General features: G+C 44.1%; 16 protein-coding genes and 1 other annotated feature (1 of these 17 running past the window's edge). Of the genes, 5 read left to right on the top strand and 11 right to left on the bottom strand.

Annotated elements, in window-relative coordinates; genetic code table 11:
- The first annotated feature begins 675 nt into the window (after window positions 1–675).
- The 3 genes from BMX69_RS14930 to BMX69_RS14940 are packed head-to-tail and all read left to right on the top strand — an operon-like array spanning window position 676 to window position 3,247.
- Complete coding sequence (locus BMX69_RS14930) at window positions 676–2,046, top strand: MATE family efflux transporter (protein WP_054791136.1); 1,371 nt, start codon at window positions 676–678, stop codon at window positions 2,044–2,046.
- Between the two features lie 56 nt (window positions 2,047–2,102).
- A complete protein-coding gene (locus BMX69_RS14935; protein WP_100042780.1) occupies window positions 2,103–2,624 on the top strand; it encodes an NYN domain-containing protein in 522 nt (173 codons plus the stop codon).
- A 59-nt stretch (window positions 2,625–2,683) separates the two neighbouring features.
- On the top strand, window positions 2,684–3,247 hold the full coding sequence (locus BMX69_RS14940; RefSeq protein WP_054791135.1) for a manganese efflux pump MntP: 564 nt from the start codon (window positions 2,684–2,686) through the stop codon (window positions 3,245–3,247).
- Here the strand turns inward: BMX69_RS14940 and treC are convergent.
- The 3 genes from treC to treR all read right to left on the bottom strand — a co-directional run bounded on the left by treC (window position 3,244) and on the right by treR (window position 7,253).
- Entirely contained in the window at window positions 3,244–4,902 is a 1,659-nt protein-coding gene (gene treC, locus BMX69_RS14945) for an alpha,alpha-phosphotrehalase (RefSeq protein ID WP_100042781.1), read from the bottom strand. The two genes, BMX69_RS14940 and treC, sit on opposite strands and share 4 nt — an antisense overlap.
- Window positions 4,903–6,312 carry a PTS system trehalose-specific EIIBC component gene (treP, locus tag BMX69_RS14950; protein WP_100043865.1) on the bottom strand — a complete coding sequence of 470 codons (1,410 nt, stop codon included), beginning with the start codon at window positions 6,310–6,312 and terminating at the stop codon, window positions 4,903–4,905.
- A 227-nt stretch (window positions 6,313–6,539) separates the two neighbouring features.
- Entirely contained in the window at window positions 6,540–7,253 is a 714-nt protein-coding gene (treR, locus tag BMX69_RS14955; protein ID WP_100042782.1) for a trehalose operon repressor, read from the bottom strand.
- A gap of 255 nt (window positions 7,254–7,508) precedes the next feature.
- Between treR and BMX69_RS14960 the strand changes: the two genes are divergently transcribed.
- Window positions 7,509–8,840 carry an HD-GYP domain-containing protein gene (locus BMX69_RS14960; protein WP_174715224.1) on the top strand — a complete coding sequence of 444 codons (1,332 nt, stop codon included), beginning with the start codon at window positions 7,509–7,511 and terminating at the stop codon, window positions 8,838–8,840.
- 171 nt (window positions 8,841–9,011) lie between these two features.
- On the opposite strand, the gene BMX69_RS14965 is transcribed toward BMX69_RS14960, so the two are convergent.
- The gene (locus BMX69_RS14965) at window positions 9,012–10,658 is read right to left on the bottom strand and encodes a hypothetical protein (protein WP_100042783.1); all 1,647 of its coding nucleotides are present in this window, start codon (window positions 10,656–10,658) and stop codon (window positions 9,012–9,014) included.
- Between the two features lie 124 nt (window positions 10,659–10,782).
- Window positions 10,783–11,859, bottom strand: coding sequence for a beta-galactosidase BglB (gene bglB, locus BMX69_RS14970; RefSeq protein WP_100042784.1), 1,077 nt, complete (start codon window positions 11,857–11,859; stop codon window positions 10,783–10,785).
- A 170-nt stretch (window positions 11,860–12,029) separates the two neighbouring features.
- On the opposite strand from bglB, the gene BMX69_RS14975 reads away from it, so the two are divergent.
- Window positions 12,030–12,944 carry an AraC family transcriptional regulator gene (locus tag BMX69_RS14975; protein WP_100042785.1) on the top strand — a complete coding sequence of 305 codons (915 nt, stop codon included), beginning with the start codon at window positions 12,030–12,032 and terminating at the stop codon, window positions 12,942–12,944.
- 108 nt (window positions 12,945–13,052) lie between these two features.
- Here the strand turns inward: BMX69_RS14975 and BMX69_RS14980 are convergent, their stop codons facing one another.
- The 6 genes from BMX69_RS14980 to tyrS all read right to left on the bottom strand — a co-directional run bounded on the left by BMX69_RS14980 (window position 13,053) and on the right by tyrS (window position 21,807).
- Window positions 13,053–14,660, bottom strand: a complete 1,608-nt coding sequence (locus BMX69_RS14980; RefSeq protein ID WP_100042786.1) for an extracellular solute-binding protein — start codon at window positions 14,658–14,660, stop codon at window positions 13,053–13,055.
- Between the two features lie 86 nt (window positions 14,661–14,746).
- Window positions 14,747–15,613, bottom strand: coding sequence for a carbohydrate ABC transporter permease (locus BMX69_RS14985; protein ID WP_054791130.1), 867 nt, complete (start codon window positions 15,611–15,613; stop codon window positions 14,747–14,749).
- Entirely contained in the window at window positions 15,613–16,548 is a 936-nt protein-coding gene (locus BMX69_RS14990; RefSeq protein ID WP_242941269.1) for an ABC transporter permease, read from the bottom strand. The genes BMX69_RS14985 and BMX69_RS14990 overlap by 1 nt, the downstream gene beginning before the upstream one ends.
- 18 nt (window positions 16,549–16,566) lie before the next feature.
- Window positions 16,567–17,109: an HAD family hydrolase gene (locus tag BMX69_RS14995; protein ID WP_100042787.1), complete on the bottom strand. Its 543-nt coding sequence runs from the start codon at window positions 17,107–17,109 to the stop codon at window positions 16,567–16,569.
- A 130-nt stretch (window positions 17,110–17,239) separates the two neighbouring features.
- Window positions 17,240–20,359, bottom strand: coding sequence for an alpha-mannosidase (locus BMX69_RS15000; RefSeq protein WP_100042788.1), 3,120 nt, complete (start codon window positions 20,357–20,359; stop codon window positions 17,240–17,242).
- A 224-nt stretch (window positions 20,360–20,583) separates the two neighbouring features.
- On the bottom strand, window positions 20,584–21,807 hold the full coding sequence (tyrS, locus tag BMX69_RS15005) for a tyrosine--tRNA ligase (protein WP_100042789.1): 1,224 nt from the start codon (window positions 21,805–21,807) through the stop codon (window positions 20,584–20,586).
- Between the two features lie 39 nt (window positions 21,808–21,846).
- Window positions 21,847–21,901: a binding site (T-box leader), on the bottom strand (it continues 202 nt past the right edge of the window).

Genomic DNA, 21,901 nt, shown 5'->3' on the forward strand with positions numbered 1-21,901 from the left:
AATGTAATTGTTTTGATTCCGGCAAAGGGTATTTGATCGTTTAGCCGTGCTAAGCATAAAAATATCCCGTCCCGGAATACAGTTACATATTCCGGGACGGGATTTATATGGCTATAAGTTCCCGCGGTACCACCCGCATTGAGACAGCTGCTTCTTCCTCCGGCCGCAGATATGACAGCCGGATAAGCAAATGTCCCCACTCAAACATTTAACGCATGTGTACGGATACGCCTACTCATGTCACAGTCAATCACTTTTAAGAATTGACTGCCGCTTCGGCATATCGGCTCCGGAGTGTTCCCTTAGCCAAGTCCCACGTGACGGCGCTCTCAGTCGGTGACGCCCTCTTCCTGTTGAGGTCCATAGGCCAGAGTCTCCTTCTCTGCCTTTTTCGATATAACGGAAGTCCGGTTTGCCTTTGGCTCACCGAATGTATTTAAACTCCTGTTGGTTCATGATTCCCTGCACAGGCCTGTTTTATAACAGTTCATCACTTCACTACAATGAATTTCACTTATAATATCATAATCCATTTTAACCTGCAATATTTATTTTTCACAAATTATCCCCAGCATTGGGAAAAAGAACCTAATAAATCATACAATATTGACTTTTCCTGTCGTAACAGTTACAATTATGAACACGCTTACTAAAGAATCAGGAGGGCCTTTTTTTATGTCTGGAACAATGGATGCTATAAGACCTGAAGAAAATAAAATGGGAACCATGCCGGTGAACAAGCTTTTACTGACCATGTCTCTTCCCATGGTTATTTCCATGCTGATACAGGCACTTTATAACGTAGTCGACAGTATTTTCGTGGCACAGATCAGCGAAACAGCTCTTACTGCTGTCTCCCTGGCATTTCCCATTCAAAATTTAATCATCGCCATCGCCGTAGGAACCGGTGTGGGAGTCAATGCTCTCCTTTCCCGCTCCTTAGGGGAAAAGAATCCGGAAAAGGCAAATCTGGCCGCAGTTAATGGAATTTTTGTTTTTATTCTCAGCTATCTTGTCTCCGCCCTGTTTGGAATTTTCTTTTCCCGGTTTTATTTTACGGTGCAGACAGGCAATGAAGAGATCATCAACCAGGGAACCATCTATCTTTCTATCTGCACCATCTTTTCCTTTGGCGTTTATCTGCAAATTGCTTTTGAACGGATCATGCAGTCCACCGGACGCACCATCTATAATATGATCACCCAGGGACTGGGAGCCATCATCAATATCATTCTGGACCCAATCCTCATATTCGGGCTCTTTGGATTTCCACGCCTTGGCATTGCCGGAGCCGCTATTGCAACTATTATCGGCCAGATCATTGCCATGATGCTCCTGCTGTATTTTAATTTAACCAGGAATCCTGATGTAAATTTAAACATGCGGAGTTTTCGCCCGCATAAAGAAACGATCATTGATATTTATAAGGTAGGACTTCCCTCCATTATCATGCAGTCCATCGGTTCTGTCATGACCTTTGGTGTCAATAAGATCCTCCTTTTGTTCTCCGAAACCGCAGTCTCCGTATTCGGCATTTTCTTTAAGCTGCAAAGTTTCATCTTTATGCCCGTGTTCGGACTTAATAACGGTATGGTGCCCATTGTTGCTTATAACTGGGGTGCAAAAAACAGGGACCGTATCATGAAAACCATACGCTCCAGCGTCATAGGATCTGTCTCCATTATGTTCCTGGGAGTTATCATCTTCCAGGTGTTCCCGAAGCAGCTTTTACTCCTGTTTGATGCCTCCGAGCACATGATTTCCATTGGGGTACCCGCTCTTCGCACCATCAGCTTAGGGTTCCTCTTTGCCGGCTACAGCATCATTATCGGTTCTGTTTTCCAGGCTCTTGGAAACGGCATCTACAGCCTGATCGTATCCATCGCAAGGCAGCTTGTTTGTATTTTGCCAATTGCATATATATTCGCGAAAGTCTTTGGTCTTCATGCAATTTGGTTTGCCTTCCCTCTGGCTGAAATCATGTCTCTTGTTTTAACCACCATACTGTTTAAACGAATTTATGAAAACTGCATCAAGAAACTATAGGTTTTCCGCGCAACTGAATATGCAAGCAATCTGCTTGCTTCACTAGGAGGCAAACAATGAGTTCCGAATATCTTTTAATAGACGGCTACAACATCATATTTGCCTGGCCTGAGCTAAAGGAACTGGCGGAGACCAATATGGACTCCGCCAGAACGAAACTTCAGGATATTCTATGCAATTACCAGGGTTATAAAAAATGCAACGTCATTCTGGTTTTTGACGGCTACAAGGTCAAGGGAAACCCAGGCACAATCATAAAATACCACAACATTCATGTGATTTTTACCAAGGAAGCGGAAACCGCAGACCAGTACATCGAAAAGGTCTCCCAACAGATCGGCAGGCAGTATCAGGTGCGGGTAGCCACCTCGGACAAGTTAGAACAGATCATCATCCTGGGAACAGGCAGCACACGCCTCTCTGCCAGGGATTTAAAAAAAGAAATCGAAGAAACGAATACTGAGATTAAAAAGGAACATCTGGAGAGGATTCCCTCAAAGAAAAACCGCCTCTTCGATAATGTAGACCCGGAGCTGTTTGAATATCTGGAGAAAATACGGTTGAATAAAAAGGATTAATTCTATCCTTTTTTTCCGGGGCATATATTTATTAAGCCTATACTTAGGAGGAATATCACATGTCATTACTAGAATTGTTCATCATCGCGGTAGCCTTATCCATGGATGCCTTTGCCGTCTCCATCTGCAAAGGATTATGCATGCCAAAGATGAACTGGAACAATGCAGTCATCGCAGGCCTGTATTTCGGTGGATTCCAATCCGGGATGCCGCTTTTGGGCTACCTTCTGGGATCGCAGTTTAAGGAGGCCATCACTTCCATTGACCACTGGATCGCTTTTATTTTGCTTGGAGCCATTGGCATCAGCATGATAAAGGAATCCTATAGCAATGAAATGGAAGAATGTGAGGTTTCCCCCATGTCTCCCCAAAACATGATCCCGCTGGCGATAGCAACCAGCATTGATGCCCTGGCAGTGGGGGTTACCTTTGCTTTCCTGCAGGTACAGATCGTTCCGGCTGTTTCCTTTATCGGAGCCACCACCTTTACCCTGTCTGTCCTGGGAATTAAAGTAGGAAATGTTTTTGGTACACGCTATAAATCAAAAGCAGAATTTGCCGGCGGACTGATCCTGATCCTTATGGGATTCAAAATTCTGGTGCAGCATCTGACGGAGGTTTAAGCCTTTCCACAGGAATGCAGCATGACTGCGCCGAAGGGGTCCAGTACTAACTTTTTCCCATTGACCTTTGGAGTGCAGTCATTGGATAACAGGATCTCCCAGTTGTCCAAGGCTTCCCTTCCTTCTATTTCCTGGTGCTTTCCGGTAAAATTTGCAAAGACCAGCAGTTTTTCTTTCTGCCAGCTTCTCTGATAGGCAAAAATTCCTTCCTGCTTAAGTGGAACAGGCTCATAGCTTCCTTCACTGATCACGTTGCAGCGTTTCCTCAGTTCAATCAGCTTCTGATAGTAACAAAAGACGGAATCAGGATCAGCAAGACTTTCCCTCACATTGATCTCCTCACAATTTTCATTGACACCGATCCATGGGGTGCCTGTAGTAAATCCGGCCTGCTCTCCTGCTTCCCACTGCATGGGGGTCCTGCTGTTATCTCTGGACCGCTCTCTTAATACCCGGTAAATTTCTTCTTCTTTTCTTCCCTGTTCCTTTAAAATTTCAAAGTAATGAAGGCTTTCCACATCACGGTACTGGGAAATATGGGTGAAATTCGCATTGGTCATGCCGATTTCTTCTCCCTGGTAAATGTAGGGCGTGCCCCGCATCCCGTGTATGACAGTGGCAAGCATCTTTGCGGTGCGCTTTCTGTATATTCCATCATCGCCAAACCTGGACACAGCCCTTGGCTGGTCATGATTGCACCAGAACACCGCATTCCAACCGTTCTCTTCGGCCATGGAAGTCTGCCATGTGTGGAAAATCTTTTTCAGTTTTTTAAAATCAAAGGGCATCAAAGACCATTTATCTCCGTCCTTATAATCCACCTTTAAATGATGAAAATTAAAACACATCTTAAACTGCTTTTCATCGGGATTGGTATATCGGATGCAGTGATCAATGGTGGTTGAGGACATCTCTCCCACCGTAATGATATCATCGGCATCTAACCCAGTATCCACCACAATTTCCCTCAGATACTCATGAATCCGGGGGCCGTCCGTGTAAAACCGGCGGCCGTCTCCCTCCTCATCATCCTCCCAGGCGGAAGGCTTTGAAACCAGATTAATCACATCAAACCGGAATCCCTTGATCCCTTTTTCCTTCCAGAACCGGATTACCTTTTTTATCTCTTCCCGTACCATGGGATTTTCCCAGTTTAGATCTGCCTGGGTCTTGTCATATAAATGAAGGTAATATTTCCCCACTTCCTCCGAATATTCCCATGCACTGCCGCCAAACTTTGACTGCCAGTTAGTCGGCGGATTACCCGGAGTCCCTTCCTTAAAGAAATAGTAGTCCTGAAATTTCTTATCGCCGTTAAGAGCCTTTTGAAACCATTCATGACTTGTGGAGGTATGGTTAAAAACCATATCAAACATCAGCCCCATACCCAGCTCTCCGGCCTTTGTGGTCAGCCGATCCAAATCCTCCATGGTTCCAAACAGAGGATCGATCTGGCAGTAATCCTGGATATCATACCCATTGTCATTCTGAGGAGACAGGAAAAACGGGGTCAGCCAGAGGTAATCCACTCCCAGCGTTTTTAAGTAATCCAGTTTTTCCATCACTCCCTTTAAATCTCCGATCCCGTCACCATTGCTATCCCGGAAGGACTTGGGATAGATCTGATAAACACATGATTTCTTAAAGCTCTCCATTTATACAATTCCTTTCTTTTTTCCAACCATAACCGTCAGTGCAAAGGGCACTGCAATGGCAATGAGCATGCACAAGCCAAAGATTCCCATATACTGAGGCTGGATAGACAGGATACCTGGAATACCCCCCACGCCGATGGAATTTGCCATAACATTCATTCCCACAGAAACCGTAGCGGCTATGGCGGAACCGATCATGGCAGAAAGAAACGGAAAGCCCCTCTTTAAGTTCACACCAAACATTGCCGGCTCCGTAACTCCCAGATAGCAGGAAATACAGGCAGGAATGGAGATCTGCTTTGCTTCCTCATCCTTTTTCTGGAGGTACATCATGCCAAGAACAGCTGAGCCCTGGGCAATATTGGATAATGCAATCATAGGCCACAGCATCGTTCCTCCAAACTCTGCCATGAGCTGTAAGTCAATGGCATTGGTCATATGATGAAGGCCGGTAATAACAAGTGGAGCATATATAAAGCCAAATAAGGTTGCAAACAGCCAGCGGAAGCTGGAAGTGAGCCCTGCATAAACGACTTTTGATATCCAGGATCCAATCGCCCAGCCAATCGGACCTACCACTGCGTGAGCAGCAATTACCGCCAGAAGCAGGGAACAGAATGGAACCACGATCATAGAGATTGTCTGAGGCGTAATTTTCTTAAAGAACCTCTCCAGATAGACTAATACAAAGCCAGCTAAAATGGCCGGAATGACCTGAGCCTGGTAGCCGATCATCTCCATTTTTACAAAACCAAAGTCCCAGACCGGTACCTCAGCGCCTGATGCCATGGCATAGGCATTTAAAAGCTGGGGAGATACAAGGGTAAGCCCCAGAACAATTCCAAGGATCTGGGTGGTTCCCATTTTTCTTGTAACAGACCAGGTGATGCCAACCGGCAGGAAATGGAAGATCGCCTCTCCGAGGAGCCAAAGAAAGCTATGAACACCTGCCCAGAACTGTGACACCTGAATGAGAGTCTGGGTTCCCCCATTCATGAGGTTGATCTCTCCTATTATGTTACGGAATCCAAGAATCAGACCGCCTACGATGATCGCCGGAATCAATGGTGCAAAAATCTCCGCGATATCTGCCACCGCACGCTGCAAAAGGTTTAAATTCCCTTTAGCCTCTTTCTTTACTTCGTCCTTGGATACTCCTTCCACACCGGATACGGATACAAAGTCATTGTAAAAGGACTGTACATCATTTCCAATGATTACCTGAAACTGTCCGGCCTGTGTAAAGGTACCTTTGACACTTGAAAGCGCTTCAATCTGCTTGGTATCCGCTTTTGCCGGATCAACCAGGGCAAAACGCATTCTCGTCATACAGTGGGTCACCGCCCCTATATTTTCCTTTCCCCCCACATACTCTAATAGTTTCCTGGCATCGCTCTCATACTTACCCATATTCATACTCCCTTCATACATGTTTTTGGCGCTCCCAAACTTATACGTTTATTTTGTGATTACACTATAACATATACGTATATCTTTGTCAATATACAGAAAAGATAAATTAACTTGTCCGTCTGCAGACAGGCGACGCCCCATGCGGTATTTGTACGGACCTGATAAGATAGAGTTAAACCGTTATGTCTGGAGTATGTGAGAAGCGCGTTCTTCTCTTCTTTTTATTACAACTTCCGACGGGCAAAATCCACGAACTTAAACTTGTCCGGCCTGTGGCGCGATTCCGTGTACTGGAACAAAGTAGAGTCTTCCAGATACGTATAACTCTTCACCACCACCACCATATCATAACGTCCCATATCAAGGAGCCGGTAATCCTCATCCGTTGCCGTATGGACTGTGATCTCCTTCATGGCAAAGCCGATTTTAAGCCCCTGTTCATTCTCCAGATATTCATAAACAGAATCCTGAGCAGCGCGCAAAGGCAGATTCTCCACGACTTTCCTTGAAAAATAATCCTTATCAATAATGATCTTTTCCCCATCGATTTCCCGGACCCGTTCCAATACAAAGGCCTCATCCTCCGGGCCGATCTGAAGGGCTTCCATCAGCTTTTTATCATTTTTTACAATTTCTAAATTCTCCACAAAGGTTCTGGGCCTGGAATCTGAATAACGGTAGATTTCCTTAAAGCTTGCTATCTCCGATACCGGGAAATTAAACTTGCTCTTATCCAACACCTCAGCGGCCTTTCCCCTGGCTTTGCGGATGCAGCCATCTTCCTCCAAAAGCCCCAGGGCTTTGCGGACAGTATCACGGGATGCACCGTATATCTCCATCAGCTCTCCTTCCGCCGGAAGCTTGTCTCCCGGACGGTATTCCCGCTTTTCTATTTTTTCTAGCAGCTCCTTATAAAGACGCCTGTATTTACTTTCCATAGGCCAATATCCTCACTTTACCTGTCTTTTCCATTGATTTACATATCAGTTTTTATTTTAACATATACGTATACCTTAGTCAAATAATTCGGATTCATACAAAAAATGAGCATACATCCATTTATTTTTTTCACATACACCTTTTCCTATAATAAGTAGAATTAATTATGTAATGGCCCTCTTTCTTTTCTTTCCATATATGGATTGATATGGTAAACTGATTTGAGAGCAACGACAACACAGGAGGACTCAAGTATGCAAATACAATATACAAAAAATTTAAATAACAAAGGCGTCTTAGGCATAATCCGGCGCTTCTGTAATTATATTGATCCACGGCTGACGGAACACGGTTCCCACGTGGCGTACATCATTTCCCGTATGCTGCAGGATACCGGGCAGTATTCCAAGCAGGAGCTTCGGGATATCTGCTTTCTGGCCCAGCTTCATGATATCGGAGCATACAAGACAGAGGAAATCTCCAGGATGCTTCAATTTGAAACCGACGATATTTGGGATCATTCCTTCTACGGATATCTTTTCATACGATATTTTTCTCCCCTTAAGGAATTAGCTCCTGCAGTACTCTTACACCACATCACCTGGAATTTTCTGGAGCAGGGAGATGAACCAAGCACGAAATTAAAAGATCTATCACAAATCCTTCACGTTGCAGATCGCATTGATGTCTCCATGTCACTGGAAAAGCGTTCCTGGGAGGAAACCCTCCAACTGATCATCCAGGGAGCGAATAACGTATTTGCCCCTCACATTGTAGATCTTGCTGCCAGGCTTAACTTTAAAGATTCCATTGAAAATGAATGGAGAAAAGATTCAGAATACTTCGATTTTTTAACCAGCATTCCACTTTCCGAAGAAGAGACTACGGAATATTTGAAAATGCTGGTCTTTATCATTGATTTCAGAAGCCATTACACCGTAACCCATACCATAACCACCACCAGCATCAGCTATGAGCTTGGTAAACTCCTGTCCTTAAATGAGAATCAATTAAACCTGGTACTTTGCGGCTCGCTGCTGCACGATCTGGGTAAAATCGCCATTCCTGTAGAAATTCTTGAGTATCCGGGAAAATTAAGCCAAAAGGCCATGGGAATCATGCGGACCCATGTAAACTTCACGGAGAAAATATTCGGAGGCAGCATTGATAAAACCATTGAGCGCATCGCACTGCGTCATCATGAAAAGCTAAATGGATCCGGATATCCGAAAAAGCTGAAAGCTGAGGATTTAACTACGGAAGAACGCCTCGTGGCCATTGCCGATATCATCAGCGCCTTAACTGGTGCCAGGAGCTATAAGGCTTCCTTTCCAACAGATGACATCCTGTCCATCCTCACCCGGATGAAGAATGACGGCCTCCTGGATGAATCCATCGTTGATCTGGCAACGGAACATCTTTATGATATCCTTGATACCACCTCCATCCGGTGCCAGCCCATATTAAGCATTTATGAAAAGCTGAGAAAAGAATATGAAACTCTGCCTCAATTTGAATCCTACGATGAAAAGCTTCACTTTGCGCTTACCTTAAGAGATCCGGAGCTTATGCCGTCCTGGCCATGAAGCATAAAAAATCCGGCTGGTTCCAGCCGGATTAAAATCATAGACAAATCCAGGGGGAGGATAACAAATAGCTTCAAGCATAATATTTCAAGCTTGAAGCTAACTTCTGCTGCAATCTTTATCCTTCCACCGGGCCGGTTTCTATTTGATACATAGTCTTTTTCTTCTCTTTTAACCATTTACTGTAATCTGAAAAGTTCTTTCCAACGGCGTATACCCATTGGCATAGACCGTATACCCATCACAGTTTATCTCCTCGCCTGAATAATGCCCCTGGAATTCATGCTCACCAAAGCCCGGACCAAGTACCAGTACCTTTTGTTCATCACGTACCGTCAGAAAGCCATCTCTCAGAATCAGACCTTCACCCACTCCCGCCTTAAGACTGAAGGCCGGATGCTCCAGGGTAGTTCCTGCGGGGATGCAAACCTCCAGCCGCATGGGAAGACGGTCCAGCCCCTCCGTCTTAACGGAAAGCTCCAGGCCATGTTCCAACTCACGGATCTCAACCGTGGTTTTCAGCTGGCTGCTTATCTGCTTTTCCCTTTTTGTATGATCCATGTTCCACCAGTCGGAGGTGTCCTGCTTCTCTTTAAACGGCAGGTAATACCAGCCATTTGCCACGGCTTCTACCCTGCATCCGTTCTTCAGCTCCTCTATCTTCTGAGGAATAAAATTGCGAATGTCACAATAGCTCTCTCCAATCTTTACATAAACCATGGTACTTTCGCATTTAAAATACAAAAATGCACTCTTTCCGTTCAGCACCGTATAGGTGTAGGTCTTTTTCTTTACGCGTAATACTCCGGCATGACGGAAAAATTTCCTGTACTCCTCTAAAAAGCCGCATTCTTTAAAGCAATGCTCAAGCATTTCATCATGGTTCATGACAACATGCAGACAGTCCGGAGCCAGGTTTCCCCGCTCCATATTGTCTCGGATGATCTTATGGGCCGCTCCGTCAAACACTGGATTCTCGGCATAACTACATAGAAACAGGTACTGATAAAAATATTTATCCAAATATTCAAGCTTTCCCTTGTCCTGTCTGGTGGAATTCTGGGTAAATATGGTATCGTCCGGATCGATATAAGTCAACATCATGGCCAGATTCCGCTCCATATAACCTAAGAAGTCCTCATCTTTGCTCTCCTCATACATAGCCATCATTGCGCTATTCACCACCGCATTGTAATTACCAGTGGAACGTTCTGCATATTCACCGTCTTCATCCCCATCAATCCCCTCAGACAGATACTGCTGGGCCCGGGCCTTAAGCTTCCTAGAGAATTCCTTCTCTTCAGCAAACAGATTGGCTCCCTGAAGCAAGGCCGCCACTATGGCCCAGCGGTGGTTTGGCGTATGGAAGCCTCCTGTCAGGATCGCCTCCAGTGCACGGTGCATGATGGTCAGATATTTTTTCCGAAGGATTAGGAGCTTCGAATCCCTCTCCACATCATATTTTACCAGCAGCCGGTAGGCTGCGATCAGACGCTTGAAACAGAAAGAGGTATCTGCAGCGGATTTGAAATTACAGGATGGATAATCAAAGCTCCCATCCTCTCTCTGGGTTCTTTCCGCAAAATCCAGTGCCAAATCAATAGAATCATAAAGAGCCTCATGACGGTAAAAGCTGCTATTTCCGTTTAGATATACAGCCACTGCCGTGGTCAACGCATAAATAGTTGGCTTTGCCTCCCAGATATCTCCCCGGATTCCTCCGTACTGCAGGTTTTCCGGATCTTTTACCTGCCCGTCCATAAACTGCCTCGTCCTATATTCTGCACCCTTTAGCAGATGTGCTATATATCGCTTCATAGTCTTCCTCCATCATATTTTGCTTTACTGATTTACTTGTTTATTCTATATTGACCGCTTCAGGAACACCGGTATAATTATGCTGCCGGATCACCATCTTTTATAGTTGATTTTTTAATTTCGGTTATTTTGACGCTTCTAACAGGAACAGGATTGCCATTGCCTGTCCATATGGCATTGGGCGAAGTTCAACATCCTTATAAAACTGTACACTTTCTCTACCCATGGGCGTTCCATAAGATACCTGATGCACCACGCCTTCTGCATCAATGCATTGAAGAACCGGCAAAAGAGCCTTTCTGGCATTTTCTTCATATGACGGATCAATAAGTCCCAGATGGACCGCTTTCAATATTCCATAAGCAAACCCGCAAGTTGCACTTGCCTCCACATAAGACGTACTGTCATTGATTACCGTATGCCACATACCGCTTTCATTCTGGTAGGAGACCAGCGCCTCAATCTGATTTTTCAACACTTCTGTCAAATAATGCTTCACAGCTCCGCTGCATGGAATGATGCCGAATAGCTCCGGAATCGCCATAGTGATCCAGCTGTTTCCTCTTCCCCAGAATGCATTTGAGAAATTATGCCGGCCATGAAATGTCCAGCCATGATACCAGAGACCGCTTTTTCTGTCAGCCAGATATTTCGCATGAAGGAGAAACTGGTATTCCGCTTCATTAATCCATTTTTTATTATCAAGCAGAACTCCCATACGGGCCAGAAATAAAACAGCCATAAACAACGTGTCATCCCACAGCTCCTGCTCGTTTAAAGTATCGGAGGTCAGATGCTGGAATCCGCCTTCCTCTGTCATGGGCAGCTCTTCCACAAGCCACTGCGCCCAGTCCCTGCAGATTTCCATATAGGTCTCATTTCTACTTTTTTCTGCAAGATAGGATAAGGCCAGAAGAGGAGCTGTTGTATTAATGTTGCGTGAAGGCAAACCAATGGAAAGCTGTCTTTCATAATACTTTTCCAGTTTCTCTAAAAGCTCTTTCTCACCGGTTTCTTCATATATTTTCCATAAACCGTACAGTCCTACTCCCTGCGTCCATTCCCAATACCGGTAGAGCTCTGTATTGTCCCCGGATAAGTTATTTTTTTCCATATTTTTTAAGAAGATATCATCTTCATCATAAAGAATCTTTTCAAAGCTTGAAACCAGTAAATCTATTTTTTCTTTTAATTTTTCCATTCCTTTGTCAATCCCTTTCTGCTGCCAGCCAACTTATCGGTCGGTGCACTTTGCAATCTCTACCATATTTTTCCTTTTTTTCAGCTAATGTATTGCATATCTTGTGACCTCTCTGTTATAATACATATCCGAAACATGACCATTTCCCAGAAAGAATAAAGGCGGCTCCTATGACAAATCAAGGTGATACACTGCTTTATAAGAAAAAACATAATATTACCATCAACGATATCCAGCATTCCCTTTATTATTACTTTGACTATGATGAACGTTCCTTCGATATCAACATGCCATTCCAACATTTTCATTCCTTTTTTGAAATCATGATATTAATCAGTCCTCAGGCATGCCATCTGATAGAGGGTCTCCCTTATTCTATCCGTGCAGGTGACCTGGTTCTTCTGCGCCCATCGGTTCTTCACCAGACGGAATATCTGAAAGGAGCCCCCAGCAAACGGCTTATCATCGGATTTTTGTACCCTCCCGAGCTCTGGGGTATGCCGGAAACTTATCAAAAGCTTTTCGAACCATTTTATTCTCCTCTTCCCATATACCGCTTCCCCTCCAAACAACAGCAGCTGATCAACGAAAAGTTAAACCGGATCTACCGCTACTCCTTTCAGAATGAGGAACCGGAATTAAAATCCCTAATTATTCACGGAATGTTTGTAGAGTTTCTTTATACGATTAGGCAGCTGGCACCTTCTAACATCTACATCAATGAACCATTGATGAATGAAGCCTCAAAAAAAATATATACCATTGCCAACTACATTCATAATCATTATTCGGAAGAATTGACTCTGGACTCCCTTTCCAGGGAGTTTTATATCAGTCCTTACTATTTGTCCCATCAGTTTAAAGATGTGACAGGGTACACCCTCACCCAGTACATACAGATGACACGGATCCGAAATGTACAATACCTGCTGTTAAACACCAAAAAGAAGATTTCTGAACTGGCGGAAGAGTGCGGTTTTACAAGCTTCTCTCAATTTAACCGTATCTTTCAAAAATATTGCAGCCAGTCTCCATCTGAATTTCGAAAAGATGGTGGCGGAAACAGTCTTCCAACCATTCTTTAAAATACCATATGGACAGAAAAAGCCCGTTACAGCTTCCCGGCATCATCATTATTCCGATGAAAAAGAGCTGTAACGAGCTTCTTATAGCCTTCCGCCCCGTAAAAGGAATTACTTTATGCTGTCATAATATTCTGCTCTTGCATCAAGAATCTTCTGCAGCCCTGCATTTACAAGGTTGTTGTATTCTGTCTGCTGCATACTGTCGAACTGATCCGGTGAGCAGCTTATCAGTTTGTAAACATATTCAATCATCATGTTTACTACATTCTGTCCGTAATCCGCCTCTGCCTGTGAAATATTAGAGTATACCGGGTAGCGGAATTTGCCTTCAGAGCGTACATCATAGTAATTGGAGAACCAATCCGGAGTTTCCCAATCAACGGACTGATCATTTGCCCATTTGGATACGATAGCATCTTTACTCTTCGTCCATTCCATAGCAAGATTTACAATATTTAAGTCATCACAGGTTCCCGGATACCCTTTACTGGAAAGTTCTTCGCTGGATAATTTAATCGGGACTCCGTTTTCGTCTCTCTTATGCTCTATCGTGTATACAATATTCTCGGCAACTTCCGGATCTGCCTGCCAGTTTAGATATTTCATGCAGGCATCAACCTTTTTCTCACTTGACTTTGGAACCATTACAAACATACCATATCTCGGTTCAAACGGAGTTCGGTAGGAACCGTCGGCCAATTCAAAGCACTGTACCGGTACAAACGTTCTTCCACCTGTACTCTGGTTTAAGATCGTGATGTAATCCCATGGACGCTCTGTGTCATCTAAGAAGAATCCTGCATTGCCTGCAGTTACCTGGGCTTTGTAGATATCTTCAGCCGTATCAGTAGCAAAATCCTTTGCAATAAGTCCCTTGTTGTACAGTTCATTTAATTTTTTCAGACCTGTTACAGTGCCTGGAGCAACTGTCATATAAGACTCGCTGTAAACATAAGCATCCTTGTCGCTTTCAAGGTTTACATAAGAACCCAAGAAATTTAAATAACCCTTCTCCGTATCATTGCGACCGCTCATTGCCCACGGAACTACATTGTCAACACCGCCTGGATTCTTATCCTTTACTGCTTGTAAGTACGCAGTCAATTCCTCTTTTGTCTTCGGAATTTCCATTCCCAGCTTATCCAGCCAGTCCTGACGGATATACGCAGTATGGCGGGGGGCTTCCACACCTCTTTGCTTCATAATTGCAAACTGTTTTCCGTCAATCTGTCCCATATTCTGAGCATCAGAAACAAACTTCTTAATATCTGAGCCATAGGTTTCATACGCCTGTGATAAGTCAGCCAGACCGCCATTCTGTGCAAAGTTATAGTAAATGCTCTGATTGTATGTAAATACGATATCAGGAGCGCTTCCACCGGACATCATGATGTTCAGCTTATCATCCGAAGATGATCTTGGAACAGAAACATATTCCACATTGATATTATACGTTTCCTTCATCTGCTGTTTGATCCATTCCGTCTGGGTGTTGTTTTCTACAGTCGTACCAGGAGCTGCATCACCTCTGTCCCAAACCATAACTTTGATGGTCACTTCCTCTCCATTCTCTCCCGCTGCCGTTGCCCCAGCCTTTGTTTCTGCAGCACCTGCTGCTTTCGCTGCGTCCTTGCCAGTATTGGAACCGCATCCGGTAGCCAGAACTGCTGCTGCAAAAACAGCCATACAGATTTTCAATCCTCTTGCTTTTCTCATGAAAAAACCTCCCTCTCTTCTATTCCCATATTTATTAGTTAATTGGATATTTACAATCGACCCTGCTTGATGAGGTTAAATAATAATCAGCCTTTTACTGCACCAAGCATAATGCCCTTTGTAAAATATTTCTGAATAAACGGATAGGCAATAATCATTGGTGTCATAGAAATCGCGATGCTTGCCGATTTAATGTTATCAGCAACCAGCTGTGATGCAATTCCTTCTTCCTGGGATATCTTAACCGATTCAATCAGCTGTTTTAATACCATCTGAACTGTGTAAAGCTTAGAAGTATTTACATAGTAAAGAACGTCACTCAAACGGTTCCATCTGCCGACTGCATAAAACAGAGCAAGTGTAGCCAATGTGGGGTAAACCAAAGGAATCGCAATTCTGAATAAGGTCTGAATCTCATTGCAGCCATCAATCTTTGCCGCTTCATAAAGTGAGGAGTCTAATCCTTTGAAAGCGGTACACATAATAATCATATTATACGCGCTGAGTGCCTCCGGGATAATCAGAGCCCATACGGTATCAATCAACTTAAAATCTTTCACATTCAAATATTTTGGGATGATTCCCGGATCCAAATACATCGTCAATACAAACAGGGTCATAATGATTGTTCCGCCTTTTAAATTCTTCTTCGAAAGCGGGTATGCCGCCATGATTGTCATGATGACGCACACAACCGTGGATCCCAGCATCAGAAAAACGGAATAAATAAAGGATGAGACGAAACTTCCGCTTCGAAATGCCCTGACGTAAGCTTCCGTTGTAAACTGTACCGGATACAAAAAAACCTTTCCACTCAGAATTGCATCCTTGGAACTGAGGGACATGGATATCACACGGAGGATCGGTATCATCGCAATAATACTGATTGCTACAAAAAAAGTATTCCAGAAAATCTGAAACCTGCGTTCTGTCTTGCTCTTTAATTCCCCCATTACATAATTCCCTCCTCTCCCATTTTTTTGGAAACTTTATTAACCGATAGAATCAGGATAATTCCCACCACTGACTGGAACAATCCAACTGCAGTGGCAAAATCAAAACGTCCTGACTGAAGGCCAACGTTATAAACATAGGTACTAATAACATCTGAAGCACTCTTTACTAAAGTATTTCCCATCATATAAGGACGGTCAAAATCAATTGATACAATTTTTCCAAGCTGCATGATGAGCATGATAGAAATCGTTGGCCTGATCTGAGGTATCGTTACATGAGCAATTCTCTGAAGCCTTGTTGCGCCGTCTATATACGCTGCTTCACCCAAAGACGGATCCGTCGCTGTCAGTGCTGCCAGATAAATGATCAAGGAATAACCCGCTGACTGCCAGACACCTGAAAACCAATACACAAAACGCCAGACAAAGGTCGAACTTAAGAAGTTCACTTCTGCAAATCCTGTTCTACGGATCAGATCATTGACAAGACCACTTACGGAAAAGAGCTGTGTAATAATACCTGAAATAATAACCCAGGAAAGAAAGTTGGGAAGATACAAAATTGTCTGCGTAGCTTTCCTGATATGCGTGTTTCTGATTTCAAACAGGAATACAGCAATAAATACCGGAATCGGAAATCCAATTATTAAATCACCTGCGTTTAATATCAGGGTATTTTTCAATGCATTCCAGAAATCCTTTGAACCGAAGGCCTCCCTAAAGTTCGCAAGTCCAACCCACGGACTGTTCCAGATGCCGGCAAATACATTGAATTTCTTAAATGCAATGATGCCTCCGATCATTGGCTTATAACGGAACAGAAGCATATAAATTACCGGGATCAAAAGCATTAAGTAAAGCTGCCAGGTATTGCGCATATATACTTTAAACGGGATCTTGCGCTCTTTTCCCTTTGCTGTTTTTTCTTTCACAATATCCACCCCCTCTTTCTATTCGTTCCCGTCTTTACCAATTTCTGCCTCCAGTCTTTCTACCAGAGCCAGAAGTTCTTTTGGTTCATGGACGGTATAGTCCGGCGTTTCCCATTCATCAGCCGGAATCATATCATAGCGGGGAGACCAGTCAATGAGAATAGAAGTAATTCCAAAGCGGTTGGCTCCTGCAACATCCTTTTTCACATTGTTTCCTATCATAACCACCCTCTTTTTGTCCTCATCCGTCAGGTGATTCTTCTCCATGGCATCCTGAAACATCCGCCCTGATGGTTTCTGGATCCCGACTATCTCGGAAATTGTCCTGGTATGGAAACAATAACCAAGGCCGTTTTTTTCATAAACATTGGTAAAGGACTGTTCTTCTCCATCTGCCACCATTGCAATGACATAACCTGCTTCGTAAAGGGCTTTTAGAGTCTCCCCTGCACCGGGTATCAGTTCTGCTTGAACTACAATACCATCTTCATTGTGAATTTCGGTGCTTTCGTTAATAATTGTATCTCCACTGTCTGTAAAAATGATTAGTTTTTTGGGCATTTTTGTTAACTCCGTATCATGTTTTGGTGTTTTCTTATTAAAGTTGATAAATTCATTATAATATTTTGGTTACATTGTTGCTATGCGTAATTTGTTTTTATCGAAACTGCCTTAATCGCATTTTTTGCGTTTATGGAATCAGCCGAAGGGTTTTAATCTCAAAAGGAGTAAAATGTAAGAGCATCTCACTGCTATTTTCAAACAGATGAACCGGAACCAATATTCCGCCTTCCAGATTCTCCTCCATGGTTGTTCCCCACGCCTTGCTGATTTTAAAGCCAGCTGTCAGCAAACAGGAGGTATGTTTTCCGAAGGCTTCATAGCATCTTATAACCATATGGTTTTGGCCGTCTTCTGCCATCTTCACCGTCTCCAAAATCACATTTCCTGCTGAGATCCGGAAAAATTCTTTTTCTCCGGTACCTTTCCCCCAAAATGCCAGGGGGCAATTTAACTGCATCCCTTCCCGTACAACTCCGCTTTCTGAAAAATTCCTGCTTTCTATATAGAAAGAATAAGTAAATTCCTGTATACCTTTATCTGCATGCATATCCGGCCATACCGGAGATTTTAACAGAGTCAGTTCTATGGAATTACCATTGGTGCTGACTCCATATTTGGAATCATTGAGTACTGCTGCGGTCCTTCCCGGTTCCGTCATAGCAGTATACCGGTGATTGCACACCTCATAACGGTCTGCATCATAACGACGGTTTTGATGGGTTGGGCGTTTAACATACCCAAACTGGATTTCTTCCAAAGCTTCTTCCGTTCGGATATTAACCGGGAACGCTGCCTTCAGCAGCTTATGAGTTTCCTGCCAGTCAATGACCGTAACAAAATCAATCCGCCTGCTGTTATAAGATAATGTAATTCTCTGCATCAGAGAGGATTGGTGAATCATACGCTTTACCAGAAGCACCACTTTAAGCGGTCCTCTCTCCTCAATGGTGAGCTCCGCCGTATTCCCCAACTCTACCGGTACATTCTTATAGAAGGAACTTATTTCCCAAGCATCATAATCCACATTAATATCCTGATACAGGAAAAACTGGTTTGCAATCCCATCGACATAGTCGGTTTTTGTTTCCTGATCGAAAACACTCCTCACCTGACCAAAACCGTCGACAATAGCCTTAACCAGCCCGTTTTCCAGAACAAACGAACCATCTTTTTCATAGATCCGGCATACCTCTTCTTCTGAAATTCCGGTATAGCCACAGGCAATTTGGTTCTGCCCGCCAAGATCGGTATAGCCGCAGGAAGGAATCTTCACAGGGATCAGCAGCCTGTCTCCGATTTTCTGGGTCACAGGGAATCTTCCGCTCCGAACCAGACGCTCTCCATCTTTGGCCGGAATCTCCGCCAGTTCCTCCCGCTCCCAGGATAAAGAATTGAATATTAAGACACCGTCATCCTCTGATCCTGCAATCTTCGTTCTTGCTTCTCCGTAAAAACCAAGGGCTTTTTCTTTGATAGATTTTAGCGCTTCCCTGGCATCCTCATATACCCTGGTTATGGAGGTTCCGGGAATGATGTCATGGAACTGATGAAAGAGTAGTACTTTCCATAAAGATTCCAGTTCTTTCCTCCGGTTTTCTCCGTTTTCTGCGAAGCATGCAATGGAATTTAAAAGTTCTGCTTCCCGGAGCCGTCGTTCCGTCAGCCGGTTTTCTTTCTTGATCCATGCCTGGGATGTGTAGGTTCCCCTATGCCAGGGCAGGTAGAGTTCCCCTTTGTAAACCTCCGTTACTGAGCCTTCCTCCTCCAGCCTTTGAAAAAACTTAACAGGGCTTTCCATGTAGGTGCGGGGGGCTCCTTCTAAATCCTTTACACGTCCTGCTGCTTCTACCATTTCTCTGGTGGCACCGCCCCCGCCGTCACCGAAACCTAAAGGATAGAGAAAGGAATCAATATTCTCCTGCTGAACACGATCCTCCCGCCATCTCGTGATTAAATCAAGAGGATCCAGCCTGGAATTATTCTCTTTATAAAAATGAGTCAGAATTCTGGTTCCGTCAATTCCTTCCCACCAGAAATTATTATAAGGAAATACATCACAGCCTTTTAATGCCCTGGCTATCTTCTGAGTAGTAAAATAGCGGATTCCACATCCTTTCATGATCTGAGGCAGCTGTCCGTTAAAACCAAAGCAGTCCGGAAGCCAAACCATGACACTTTCTTTTCCCAGCTCTTCCAAAAACCATTTTCTTCCGTATAGGCACTGACGGATCAGGCTCTCTCCAGATACCAGATTCGTATCCGACTCCACATACATCCCGCCTTCCGGTATAAAAGATCCATCCTCAACCTTCTGGAGAAGACGTCCGTACAACTCTGGGTAATTTTCTTTTACATTTTCCATAATGGGGGGTTCACATAAAAGAAATTTGTAATCTTCATATTCATCAGACAAAGCAATTTGTGTAGACAGGGTTCTGGCACATTTTCGTTTCGTTTCCTCCCAGGGCCAGAGCCAGGCAAGATCCAGATGGGATTGTCCAAATATGGTAAACTCCGGTGCAGTTGACCCATTGACACAGGAAAGCAGCGGCGCCAGTTCCTCTCTTGCATTACGAAAGGATTCATCCCGTGCTTCCCGTTCCAGCTCAAAATCTGCCAGAAAGGTAAATTCCAAAAGTCCCTGGTTTACTTTCATAGCTCTTAAAGACTTGGGATCAAGTCCTTCGGAAAGCTTGTAAAGGGTATGTACATCCATGAGAAGCTGAAATGCATCTTCATTCCAGATACCGAAATCCGAAACGCCTATCATTACCTGAAACGGCGGAGGTTCGGGAACTGCTATACGCCAAGAAGGGCATGGTCCGCCTTTTTCCAGTCTTGGCCCATGCCCTGCATAGCTTTCTGCTACCACAAAAAAACGCTCACCTGCTTTCCCACAGCGGGTCAGTGTAATTCCATCATGTTTTAAATCTTTTGAACCTGCTGTTTTTCCATTCACCCAGATCAACATCTCCCCACCTACCTCAGGATGAAGAAAAATCCGTTTTCCCTCCGCCTCTCTGGGCAATACAATCTCTGTCCGAAACCAGCCGTATTCCCATTTGGCTCCCCAGGAAGTGCCCTGTGGCATAGGATAAAACTCCTGCTTTATTGCTTCCTCATAAGTAAAATGCTGTTTCGTCGTAAAGCCGGTAAATGTCACATCATCAAGCTTATGAAACAAGTGGTTTTTCAATTCCTCAATCCATATATTTATCCGTCCCTTTCGTTCTGCTGCAAGTACCATCTACCTATCTCTCCCTTTTATAGTTCAATCATTTTTCCTCATTATACGTTAACTCATTGGCGGGTGACTACGCAATGTTTGTCAAGTTGTCGCAAAACTTTTGCAATTCTTGCAATTTTTCAGCACAAAAAAACAGGGCATGCATTTGTGCATGCCCTGTTCCATCTAGATAAGGTACAAAGTCTTAACTGAATGTCATTGATATTTCAACAGCCACTTATTTATTACTTTACAACTATTCTTACAAATTTTTTCTTACCGCGTTTTACGATCATCCCATCTCCGGAAAACTGTTCTTTTGCAAAAACAGCTTTCACATCGGAAACAGTTTCGCCTTCTACGGTTACTCCTCCCTGTTCCACATTGCGTCTTGCTTCGGAACGGGTAGGAGCCAGACCGGATTTCTGAAGAATGGCCAGGATGTCAATGTTTCCGTCCGTAAAATCTGCCTCTTCCAGCTCACAGGTCGGCATATCTGCCGCATTGCCGCCGGTAAACAGCGCTCTGGCACTCTCTCTTGCTCTTTCCGCTTCTTCTTCCCCATGAACCAGATTGGTCAGCTCATAGGCAAGGATTTCTTTTGCTTCATTTAACTGGCTGCCTTCCCAGCTGTCCATCTCGTTAATCTGCTCGATGGGAAGGAAGGTAAGCATACGCAGGCATTTTAACACATCTGCATCGGCAATGTTTCTCCAGTACTGGAAAAAGTCAAAAGGAGTCGTCTTTTCCGGATCAAGCCATACAGCGCCGGACTGGGTTTTACCCATCTTGTTTCCCTCGGAATTTAATAACAGGGTGATGGTCATTGCATGAGCATCTTTTCCCAGCTTACGGCGGATCAGCTCTGTACCGCCAAGCATATTGCTCCACTGGTCATCTCCTCCAAACTGCATGTTGCAGCCGTAACGGTTGAACAGCTCATAGAAGTCAAAGCTCTGCATGATCATGTAGTTGAATTCCAGGAAGCTTAAGCCTTTTTCCATACGCTGCTTATAGCATTCCGCGGTCAGCATGCGGTTGACGGAAAAATGGGGACCAACCTCTCTGAGGAAATCAATGTAATTTAAGTTAAGAAGCCAGTCTGCATTATTAACCATAAGAGCCTTTCCTTCGGAAAAATCGATAAAACGGCTCATCTGCTTTTTAAAGCAGTCACAGTTATGCTGAATCGTTTCCACTGTCATCACCTGCCGAAGGTCGCTTCTTCCGGAAGGATCTCCAACCATACCGGTTCCGCCTCCGATCAGGGCGATGGGCTTATTGCCTGCCTCCTGAAGGCGCTTCATTAAGCACAGGGCCATAAAATGACCTACGTGAAGGCTGTCGGCCGTGGGATCAAATCCGATGTAGAATATGGCTTTTCCTTCATTTACCATTTTGCTGATTTCTTCTTCATTCGTCACCTGGGCAATCAGGCCGCGGGCTTTCAATTCGTCATAAATTTTCATCATTATTCTCCTTTTTCATAAAAATAAGCCCCGTCCTATCAAAAGGACGAGGCTGAAGTCTCGTGTTACCACCTTAAGTTTATAAACAGCTCAC

The sequence above is a fragment of the Lacrimispora sphenoides JCM 1415 genome (assembly GCF_900105615.1).
In the GTDB taxonomy this organism is placed as follows: domain Bacteria; phylum Bacillota; class Clostridia; order Lachnospirales; family Lachnospiraceae; genus Lacrimispora; species Lacrimispora sphenoides.

Coding starts and splice junctions, on each gene's coding strand:
- BMX69_RS14930 (WP_054791136.1), top strand. CDS start 676: ATGTCTGGAACAATGGATGCTATAAGACCTGAAGAAAATAAAATGGGA.
- BMX69_RS14935 (WP_100042780.1), top strand. CDS start 2,103: ATGAGTTCCGAATATCTTTTAATAGACGGCTACAACATCATATTTGCC.
- BMX69_RS14940 (WP_054791135.1), top strand. CDS start 2,684: ATGTCATTACTAGAATTGTTCATCATCGCGGTAGCCTTATCCATGGAT.
- treC (WP_100042781.1), bottom strand. CDS start 4,902: ATGGAGAGCTTTAAGAAATCATGTGTTTATCAGATCTATCCCAAGTCC.
- treP (WP_100043865.1), bottom strand. CDS start 6,312: ATGGGTAAGTATGAGAGCGATGCCAGGAAACTATTAGAGTATGTGGGG.
- treR (WP_100042782.1), bottom strand. CDS start 7,253: ATGGAAAGTAAATACAGGCGTCTTTATAAGGAGCTGCTAGAAAAAATA.
- BMX69_RS14960 (WP_174715224.1), top strand. CDS start 7,509: ATGCAAATACAATATACAAAAAATTTAAATAACAAAGGCGTCTTAGGC.
- BMX69_RS14965 (WP_100042783.1), bottom strand. CDS start 10,658: ATGAAGCGATATATAGCACATCTGCTAAAGGGTGCAGAATATAGGACG.
- bglB (WP_100042784.1), bottom strand. CDS start 11,859: ATGGAAAAATTAAAAGAAAAAATAGATTTACTGGTTTCAAGCTTTGAA.
- BMX69_RS14975 (WP_100042785.1), top strand. CDS start 12,030: ATGACAAATCAAGGTGATACACTGCTTTATAAGAAAAAACATAATATT.
- BMX69_RS14980 (WP_100042786.1), bottom strand. CDS start 14,660: ATGAGAAAAGCAAGAGGATTGAAAATCTGTATGGCTGTTTTTGCAGCA.
- BMX69_RS14985 (WP_054791130.1), bottom strand. CDS start 15,613: ATGGGGGAATTAAAGAGCAAGACAGAACGCAGGTTTCAGATTTTCTGG.
- BMX69_RS14995 (WP_100042787.1), bottom strand. CDS start 17,109: ATGCCCAAAAAACTAATCATTTTTACAGACAGTGGAGATACAATTATT.
- BMX69_RS15000 (WP_100042788.1), bottom strand. CDS start 20,359: ATGGTACTTGCAGCAGAACGAAAGGGACGGATAAATATATGGATTGAG.
- tyrS (WP_100042789.1), bottom strand. CDS start 21,807: ATGAAAATTTATGACGAATTGAAAGCCCGCGGCCTGATTGCCCAGGTG.